Raw genomic sequence first — 9347 nt, 5'->3', positions numbered from 1 at the left:
AGCCATCAAGCTCGTCGCCGCGCGTCTCTGGGTCAACGCGTTATGAGTCCGCTTCCTAGGACGCCCGGTCCGACGCGCCGCCCGGCCGCGGCTCAGGCGGCGGCGGCCGCAGGCGTCAGCGCCGCGAGACGCTCGTCGATCGTCGCCCGCACCGTCTCGCTGAGCGGCGAGGACGTCGTCACGCGGCCATAGCAGTCCCGCAGGGTGGCGAGAGCCTGGATCTGCGAAGTCCGGTCGGGCGCCTGCGTCGCGAGATAGGCCGTGATCGCCGCGTCGATGTCCTGGACGGCGTTAGGGGACTGCGACCAGACGGCGACGGTGAAGCGGGACAGGCAGTCCTGAATGGCGCTCATGGTACGATCTCCTAATGCGACGCGACGCCTGGGAGATAGTTCCCATCGCCGCGATGGCGAGGGTCGAGAGAAATATTTCTGACTATTTTTGAGCGGCGATTACGTGAGCCGGCGCGCTGGATACGTTCCAAATCCACATGATCGGCAGTCAAATGTAATATGTCTTTAGACATATCATGTATTGTTTGCGGCGCAGCGAAGCCGAGCGGCGCTTGGGGCCGAGGCTTCCTCGCGGCGGCGGCGGCCGACCGACGACCTTCGGGTTACGTAATTTCCCCACCTTGACGCCACATTTGCGCCACAGGCCAAGTGGCCGGAGCTGTCGTGTCCAAAGGCTCCGTGATGCCCTTCCCCCCGTTGAAATCAGTCGGCCGCGCGGTTCTCGGCGCGGCGCTCGCCGTCGCGCTCGCAACGTTGGCGCCCCAGGCCCGCGCCGCGGTCGCCGACGATCCGACCGGCCCCGGCCCCTATCCCGTCGGCAAGGTGGAATATCGCCTTCCCGCCAAGTTCGACCCCTGGGTCGTCAAATGGGATCCCAAGGTCACCGGCAGCCAGCAGATCTGGACCGAGATCTGGGCGCGGGTGTTCTATCCGATGGGCCCGACGGTCGGGACGACGCCCGTCGTCGTCATGCTGCACGGCGAGCACGGCACCTGCGGCAAGCGGGACTCGACCGGAAAATGGCGGATCGACAACCGGGCCGACTACAGCACCACCGGCAAATGCCCGCGCGGCTACGACGTCACCCCCAACCACTGGGGCTACGACTACATCGGCGAGCGGCTCGCGACGCAGGGCTACACCGTCGTCTCGATCAACACCAACCGCGGCGTCAACCAGTACAAGGTCGCCGATCCGGCCGATCCCGACCCCGACCTCATCATCCGCCGCGGCCGCATGATCCTGCGCCACCTCCACCTTCTCGGGCAGTGGAACCAGAACAAGGGCTCGCCGCCCGCCTTCTTCAAGCGCGACCTGATCGGGAAGCTCGACTTCAGCAAGATCTCGCTCGTCGGCCATTCGCGCGGCGGCGACGCGATCGTCTCGGCCTACTACCTCTTTAACGGCGACGTCGACGGCTGGAAGTCGTCGCGGCTGCCGGCCGGCGCCTCGATCGTCTCGCTGGCCGCGATCGCGCCGACCGCGAGCCTGCGCCAGCGCAACCTGCCCTCGACCCTGCCGCTCGGCGGCGCCGCCTATGGCGTGCTGCTGCCGAGCTGCGACGCCGACGTGTTCAAGATGGAGGGCATGCGCACCTACGACCGCGCCGTAAACTTCTTTCCCGACCAGAGAGGCAACTACCGCGCGGTGTTCCAGACCGACGGCGCCAACCACAACGCCTACAACACCGAGTGGCACACCACCGATTACTATGACCTCGCTGGCGAACGCCCGCTCACCCATGAGTGCCCCGGCCAGAAAAAGCTGTTCCCGACCATCGGCACCTCGGAGGCCCAGAAGACGCAGGCGCTCTACTTCGTGATGGCGATCGTGCGCTCGCGCACCAAGGGCGGCTCCTGGGCGGAGCTGCTCAACCCGGCCTACGACCTGCCGGAGCCGCTCGCCAGGACCGGACGCATCGACCGGTCCTATTTCCCGGGCACGAAGGTGAACGGGGGGCTGCAGCTCGTGCGCTTCGACGACAATCCCGCAGGCGCCTGCAACAGCAAGCTGCTGCCGCTCGAAGGCGTCGAGGGGTCGTGCCGCTTCGTGCCGTATCACAGCTGGAACTCGACCGACCTGGCCGACCGCTACAACACCTGGGGCGCGCAGCTGCGCTGGGGTCCGCCGACCGTCAAGGAGGCTCCGGCCAACGGCTACCACTACGCCTATGTGGTGCTGAACAACCAGCAGCCCGCCGACATCTCGAAGATGAAGACGATCGAGTTCCGCGTCGGTCCGGACTGCGTGATCAAGACCTATTACGACCAGGACAAGAACCGCGTCGACGCCTGCGTGAAGCGGTCGCCGCAGGCCGGAGAGGCCGGTTCGCAGAACATCGGCGTGCTCCTGCTCGACGGCGAAGGCCGCGCCAGCAACACCTCCTATGTGCGGCTCTACGACTATCTCGACGACCGGCAGGCGGTGGGGCTCGACGTTCCGGGCGCCAATCTTCTGCCCGTCAATCCGAGCTATCACGCGCTGATGTCGAGCGCGCGCGTGCCGGTGTCGGAGTTCCTGCGCAACGCGGAGGCCGGCTTCGATCCGAAGACCGTGAGGCTGATGCTTCTGCTGCTCTCGCCGGCCGGCGCCCATGGCGACAACGCCGCCGGCGGCGTCTTCTTCGGCGACGTGTGGGCGACCAACGAGCCCGCGACCAACATGAAGTTCGACGTCCGCCCGACATCCGCCGACGCCCCGCAGGCCCCGCGGGTCCGGCCGCCTCTGCCCACGATCGACGAGGCGCGCGCCCGCCTCGTCGCGGCGAGCGCGCCGGTCGGGGAGGCCTATGCGCATCTCGCCGGCGAGCGGGACGCGCCGGCCGACGTCGGCGCCCGGATCGTCGACGCCGTGCGCACGACCGCGCCGGTCAACGCGGACGGGACGCTCGGCGCCGCGGTCGAGTTCACGCTTTCGGCGCGCTCGGCGATCATCGCGGGGCCGAGCGGGCTCGCCGCGGTCATCGGCGGACGTCCGGTCAAGGCCGTGCGCACCGACGACGGCCCGACGACGGAGCGCATCGCGGTTCCGGCCGCCGCCTTCGACGCGGCGCCGGACGGCGGCTCGCTCGCGATCGTGGCGGGCGGTTCGAAATGGCGGTTCGGCCCGGTGGCCAAATCCTCGGTTCGGTAAACAGGTCTTCGGTCCGGTGAGCAGCCGGGCCGGGCGTAGGCCCCGTCCGGCTCAGACCACGCCGACGACCCGCAGGCCGCCGAACGCCGCCGTCCCGCGCGCGGCCGCCCGGCACGTGCGGTTGCGGCCGCCGTCCTTGGCCTCGTAGAGCGCGGCGTCGGCGAGGCGATAGAGCTCCTCGGGCGTCGCCGCGGCGCCGCCGGGCCCCGCGACCGCAAGGCCGATCGAGACCGTGACGCCGCCCTCGACCGAGAGCCGCGCGACCGCGGCGTGGATGTCGTCCGCGACCTCGGCCGCGCGGGCTATGTCGGCGCCGGGCAGCAGCACCGCGAACTCCTCGCCGCCGATGCGCGCCGCCGTGTCGCCGGCGCGCCGCGCCCCGTCCTCGAGGCGGCGCGCGAGACGCTTCAGCAGCTCGTCGCCCGCCGCATGGCCGTAGCGGTCGTTGTGGCGCTTGAAGTGGTCGGCGTCGACGATCAGCAGCGCCAGCGAACCGGCGGTGCGGCGCGCCTCCTCGAAGCCCGAGGCGAGCAGCTCCTCGTAGCGGCGCCGGTTGGCGAGGCCGGTGAGCGGATCGGTGCGCGAGAGCCGCGCGAGCTCGACCTCGATCTCGGAGCGGCGGCGCAGCTCGCGGCCGAACAGCAGCGAGAGCGCGATCGTGAGGCCGCAAAGCGCGGCGAGCACCACGCCGATGACGAGCGCCCGCACGCGCCATTCGCCCTCGATCTCGGCGGAGGACAGCGCCACGTTGAGGATCAGCGGCAGCTCGCCGACCCTCGTGAACTCATAGCGGCGCTCGACCCCGTCGCGCACCGAGGTCGCGACGAAGCTGCCCTGGCGCTCGCTCTTGAAGCGCTCGAAGGTCGGCGCGCCCGCGATGTTGGCGCCGATGTCGGCGGCCACGTAAGGGTGGCGCATCAGGCGGGTGCCGTCGTCGAGATAGAGATTGACCGCGCCCTGCTTGCCGAGCCCGACCCGCGCGAACAGGCGATCGAAATAGGACAGCTTGAGGCTGACGAGCGCGACCCCGCCGAACGAGCCGTCCGGCTTGTCGATGCGGCGGCTCAGCACCACGATCGGCGCGCCGGTGAGGCGCGAGACCAGCGGGCGGCTGATGAGGAGGCCGAGACCGCGTTCGGCCTGATGGGCCTTGAAGTAGTCGCGGTCGGCGTTGTTGATCTTGCGGGGCGGATAGGAGGCGGCGTCGAACACGGCCTCGCCGGTCTCGTCGAGCACCAGCATCACGCCGATGTCCTGCGCGGTGGTGGCGCGGTCGAACAGCATGAGCTGGCGGAGCGCGGGATCGGCTTCCGCGACGCCCGGGGCGTTCAGGTTCTCGGCGGCGCCGCGCAGCGACAGGTCGATGACCTCGATGTTGCGCTCGATGTCCTGCTCGATCACCTGCAGCAGGTTGCGGGAGGTTCGCGCCGCCTCGTCCCAGGCGTCGCGGCGCAGCTCGAACAGCATGGCGGCCGACAGCGCCAGCATGCCGATCGGCGCGAGCACGCCCAGCACGACGCCGAGACGCGGCGATCGAAGCCAGCGCGAAGCGCCCAAAAACCGTCCCATCCCGCACGTTCCTGTTGCCCGGGAAAATTGATCGCGCGCAAGCGTCTAACCGCGGCTTTCGATCCGCGCCGCCCCCAGGCTTTTCCGCTCCGCGTGGCTAACGAGCGGTTGCCGCGCGCCGCCCAGGGCGGCTAGCGCGCCGAGGCGGCAACTAATTGCTGTGCGCCCGCCCTCCCCTCGGCTCTTCTTCCCGACGAAAGACGCGAGAGGGCCTCAAGATGGATTTCGACCGGAACCGTCCGTCGCTTCCCTTCGACGAGCGCGACGCGCCCGTCGAGGCGACGGTCTCGCGCGGCGGCGCGACGATGCGGATGAGCTTCGTCGACGGCTCGTCGGCGACCGCCGCCGCCGAGACGCTGCGCCTCAACTGCCGCTGCGCCTGGTGCACCCGCGCCCGCGCCGACGGGAGCTTCCCGGCGAGCTTCCCCGGCTCCGCGATCGCGGAGGTCAACCCGATCGGCGGCTACGCCGTCCATCTCGTCTTCGCCGACGGGCACGACCGCGGCGTCTTCCCCTGGACCTATCTGCGCGCCCTCGCCTGCGAGGACGCGGCGGCGCAAGCCGCCTGACGCCGCAACGCCAATTCGCGAGAGCACATCATGAGCGAACCCAAGACCGAGATCATCGAGTGCGACATGCTGGTCATCGGCGGCGGCACCGGCGGCCCGATGGCCGCCATCAAGGCCAAGGAGGCCAACCCCAAGCTCAACGTCGTCCTCATGGAGAAGGCGAACGTGAAGCGCTCGGGCGCGATCTCCATGGGCATGGACGGGCTGAACAACGCCGTCGTGCCGGGCTACGCCACCCCCGAGCAGTATGTGAAGGAGATCACCGTCGCGAATGACGGCATCGTCCACCAGAAGGCGGTGATGGCCTACGCCACCGGCTCCTTCCCGATGATCCAGTATCTCGACAAGCTGGGCGTCAAGTTCGAGAAGGACGGCTCGGGCGAATACAACATGCGCAAGGTCCACCACATGGGGACCTACGTGCTGCCGATGCCCGAGGGCCACAACGTCAAGAAGGTGCTGTACCGGCAGCTCCGCCGCCTCCAGGTCGCCGTGACGAACCGCTACATGGCGACGCGCCTGCTCAAGGGCCCGGACGGGCGCATCGCCGGCGCGGTCGGGGTCAACACCCGCAGCTCCGAGTTCCTGGTCGTTCGGGCGAAGTCGGTGGTGCTCGCCTGCGGCGCGGCGGGGCGCCTCGGCCTGCCGGCGTCGGGCTACATGTTCGGCACGTATGAGAACGCGGCCAACTGCGGCGACGGCTACGCCATGGCCTATCACGCCGGCGCCGAGCTCGCGAACCTCGAATGCTACCAGATCAACCCGCTGATCAAGGACTACAACGGCCCGTCCTGCGCCTACGTCACCGGCCCGTTCGGCGGCTTCACGGCCAACAACAAGGGCGACCGCTTCATCGAGTGCGACTACTGGTCGGGCCAGATGATGCTGGAGTTCTGGCGCGAGCTGCAGTCGGGCAACGGCCCGGTCTATCTCAAGATGGACCACCTCGCCGAGGAGACGATCTCCGAGATCGAGACCATCCTCCACACCAATGAGCGGCCCTCGCGCGGCCGCTTCCACGAGCGCCGCGGCAACGACTACCGCAAACGCCCCGTGGAGATGCACATCTCCGAGATCGGCTTCTGCTCCGGCCACTCCGCCTCGGGCGTGTGGGTCGACGAGAACGCCCGCACCACCATCCCCGGCCTCTACGCCGTCGGCGACATGGCGAGCGTGCCGCACAACTACATGCTGGGCGCCTTCGTGAACGGCGGCATCGCGGGCGCGGACGCGGCCGAATACTGCGCGAACGTCGACCTCGCGGCCTTCGACGAGGGCTATCTCGCGGCCGAGAAGGAGCGCGTGCTCGCCCCCACCCGCCGCTCCGACGGCCTCACCCCGCACGAGATGGAGTTCAAGACCCGCCGCCTCGTGAACGACTACCTCGAGCCGCCGAAGGTCACGGCCAAGATGGAGATCGCGCAGCGCCGCTTCGCCGAGATCCGCGAGGACCTGAACGAGCTCTGCGCGAGCGACCCGCACGAACTGCTGCGCGCGCTCGAGATGCAGACCATCCTCGACTGCGCCGACATGGCGGCCGCGGCCTCGCTCTACCGCACCGAGAGCCGCTGGGGCTTCTACCACCTGCGCGTCGACCACCCGCAGACCGACGACGAGAACTGGTACTGCCACACCATGCTCTACAAGGACGAGAACGGCCGCATGTCCCACCGCAAGCGCGAGATCGACCCTTACGTGGTCCCGGTCGAGGCGGAGGAGATGGCGGCCTATCACCAGCTCCGCGTGAAGACCCCGCAAGCGGCCGAGTGAGGAGACACGACCATGCCGATCATCACCCAGTCGAAGAGCGCCGCGGTCGTCATCGACGACGCCAAATGCATCGCCGAGAAGGGCTGCACCGTCTGCGTCGACGTCTGCCCGCTCGATATCCTGGCCATCGACGAGGGACGCAAGAAGGCGTTCATGAAGTACGACGAGTGCTGGTACTGCATGCCCTGCGAGGCCGACTGCCCGACGGGCGCCGTCAAGGTCAACATCCCCTATCTGCTGCGCTGATCGTCCGCCGCCTCCCGAAGGCGTTCGGATCCTCCGCCATCGTCATGCCCCGGCCTGTCCGGGGCATCCAGCCCTCCGCGCCGCCGCGCCCGACGATCTAGCCTGGATCCCCCGGACAAGCCGGGGGATGACGAGGTTCCGGCGCTGAAACCGTTACGGATCACGACCATGCCCGTATTCGACGCCTTCGACGACGATCTCGACGACCTCAAGGAGCGCGCCGCCGACCCTGACGCGGGCGTGCGCCGCGTCGCGATGATGGAGCTCGCCGAGCAGGTCGGCCCCGAGGCCATCGTGCTGCTGCTGAAAGGCCTCGGCGACGAGGACGCGCAGGTTCGCGCGGCCGCCGCCAAGGCGCTCGACGAGCATGACGGACCGGAGGTCGTCGAGGGCCTCGTCGGCTCGCTCGAGGACAAGGACGAGGCGGTGCGCCTCGCGGCCGCGGAGTCGCTTGCGGAAAAGAAGGAGCCGTCCTGCGCGCCGCTCCTGATCGAGCGCGCCGAGCATCCCGATCCCTTCGTGCAGGCCGCGGCGTTGCGGGCGCTTCGCGAACTCACCCTGCCCGACGCGCTCGCCGCCGCTCTGCGCGCGCTCCGCAGCGCGGCGCCCGAAGTGCGCCGCGAGGGCCTCGGCGTCATCGGCTGGCTGAAGGCCGAAGAGGCGATGCCGGCGCTGATCGCGACCGCTTCGGACGAGGATCCGAGCGTGCGCCGCGCCACCATGTCGGCGCTCGTCTTCGTGCGCCCCGGCGGCCCCGGCGCCTCGACGCTGGTGGCCGGGCTCTCCGATCCGCACTGGCAGGTGCGCGAGGAGGCCGCGGTCTCGGCCGCCAAGATCCGCCTTCCCGAGGCGACCGTCGCGCTCATCGCCGCGATGACCGACGAGGTCTGGCAGGTCCGCATCAAGGCCGCGAACGCGCTTGGGCGGCTGCGCGCCGAAAGCGCGATCGAGGCGCTTGGCGAGGCGCTCGGCTCCGAGATCAGCAACCTTCGCAAGGAGTCGGCCGCGGCGCTCGGCGAGATCGCGGCGCCGCGCGCGCTCAACTGGCTCGAGCCCGCGATGGACGATCCGGATCCGGACGTCCGCAAGCTGATCCGCTGGGCCGTGGGGCGCTGCCAGGCGGCGGTGTAGGACCGGTTTTCGTCTCCTCGAAACAAGCCGTCGCCGTCATGCCGGCGGCGGCGCGGGCGTCCGTGACTTTCTCGGATCGTTGGACTCCACGCCGAAGTCGTGGATCGCCGATACAAGCTCGGGCATGACGACCGAGACGGCGCGGCCCCTTGTCCCGGACTTGATCCGGGACCCAGAACCGATGCGGGCTCCGGAACAGGCGACGCGGGTTCGGCGCCTACTTCCGTGACGATGTCGGTTCTGGGTCCCGGATCAAGTCCGGGACAAGTGCGCCCCCGTTTCCGGAGAACCCATCGTCGACGGAGCCGCCTTCCCGCTTCCGTCCCGATCGCGCGCCGCCCCCCCTTGTCCCGGACCTGATCCGGGACCCAGAACCGACGCGGGTTCCGGGACAGGCGACGCGGGTTCGGCGCCCACTTCCATGACGATGTCGGTTCTCGGTCCCGGATCAAGTCCGGGACAAGAGCCCCCGTTTCCAGAGAACCCATCGTCGGCGGAGCCGCCGTCCTCCCGCTTCCGTCCCGATCGCCCACCGCCCCCTTGTCCCGGACTTGATCCGGGACCCAGAACCGATGCGGGCGCCGGGACAGGCGACGCGGGTTCGGCGCCCACTTCCATGACGATGTCGGTTCTCGGTCCCGGATCAAGTCCGGGACAAGAGCCCCCGTTTCCAGAGACCCATCGTCGGCGGAGCCGCCTTCCCGCTTCCGTCCCGATCGCCCACCGCCCCCTTGTCCCGGACTTGATCCGGGACCCAGAACCGATGCGGGCGCCGGGACAGGCGAAGCGAGTTCGGCGCCTACTTCCATGACGCTGTCGGTTCTCTTGTCCCGGATCAAGTCCGGGACAAGAGCGCCCCCGTTTCCGGAGAACCCATCGTCGGCGGAGCCGCCATCCTCCCGCTTCCGTCGCGATC

The 9347-nt window shown here is 69.4% G+C and carries 7 protein-coding genes; 5 read left to right on the top strand and 2 right to left on the bottom strand.

What is annotated here, in order from left to right; all coding sequences use genetic code 11:
- Positions 1 to 92: 92 nt before the first annotated feature.
- On the bottom strand, positions 93 to 353 hold the full coding sequence (locus ACFOWB_RS25790) for a hypothetical protein (protein WP_261404416.1): 261 nt from the start codon (positions 351 to 353) through the stop codon (positions 93 to 95).
- 324 nt (positions 354 to 677) lie between these two features.
- Between ACFOWB_RS25790 and ACFOWB_RS25785 the strand changes: the two genes are divergently transcribed.
- The gene (locus ACFOWB_RS25785; protein WP_378150221.1) at positions 678 to 3146 is read left to right on the top strand and encodes a hypothetical protein; all 2469 of its coding nucleotides are present in this window, start codon (positions 678 to 680) and stop codon (positions 3144 to 3146) included.
- Positions 3147 to 3197: 51 nt separating this feature from the next.
- Here ACFOWB_RS25785 and ACFOWB_RS25780 read toward each other — a convergent pair whose 3' ends face one another.
- Positions 3198 to 4715 (bottom strand): GGDEF domain-containing protein, encoded by a 1518-nt coding sequence (locus tag ACFOWB_RS25780; RefSeq protein ID WP_261404418.1) that lies wholly within the window; start codon positions 4713 to 4715, stop codon positions 3198 to 3200.
- A 218-nt stretch (positions 4716 to 4933) separates the two neighbouring features.
- Between ACFOWB_RS25780 and ACFOWB_RS25775 the strand changes: the two genes are divergently transcribed.
- The 4 genes from ACFOWB_RS25775 (at position 4934) to ACFOWB_RS25760 (ending at position 8431) form a co-directional block, all read left to right on the top strand.
- Positions 4934 to 5284, top strand: a complete 351-nt coding sequence (locus tag ACFOWB_RS25775; protein ID WP_378150219.1) for a DUF971 domain-containing protein — start codon at positions 4934 to 4936, stop codon at positions 5282 to 5284.
- Between the two features lie 30 nt (positions 5285 to 5314).
- Positions 5315 to 7054 (top strand): fumarate reductase/succinate dehydrogenase flavoprotein subunit, encoded by a 1740-nt coding sequence (locus ACFOWB_RS25770; protein WP_378150217.1) that lies wholly within the window; start codon positions 5315 to 5317, stop codon positions 7052 to 7054.
- Between the two features lie 12 nt (positions 7055 to 7066).
- Positions 7067 to 7300, top strand: coding sequence for a 4Fe-4S dicluster domain-containing protein (locus ACFOWB_RS25765; RefSeq protein ID WP_261404420.1), 234 nt, complete (start codon positions 7067 to 7069; stop codon positions 7298 to 7300).
- 168 nt (positions 7301 to 7468) lie between these two features.
- The gene (locus ACFOWB_RS25760; protein ID WP_378150214.1) at positions 7469 to 8431 is read left to right on the top strand and encodes a HEAT repeat domain-containing protein; all 963 of its coding nucleotides are present in this window, start codon (positions 7469 to 7471) and stop codon (positions 8429 to 8431) included.
- The last annotated feature ends 916 nt before the right edge of the window (positions 8432 to 9347 follow it).

It is taken from the genome of Chenggangzhangella methanolivorans (genome assembly GCF_042648545.1).
Lineage (GTDB): Bacteria > Pseudomonadota > Alphaproteobacteria > Rhizobiales > Methylopilaceae > Methylopila > Methylopila methanolivorans.
This window is presented reverse-complemented; position numbering and strand designations above follow the sequence as displayed.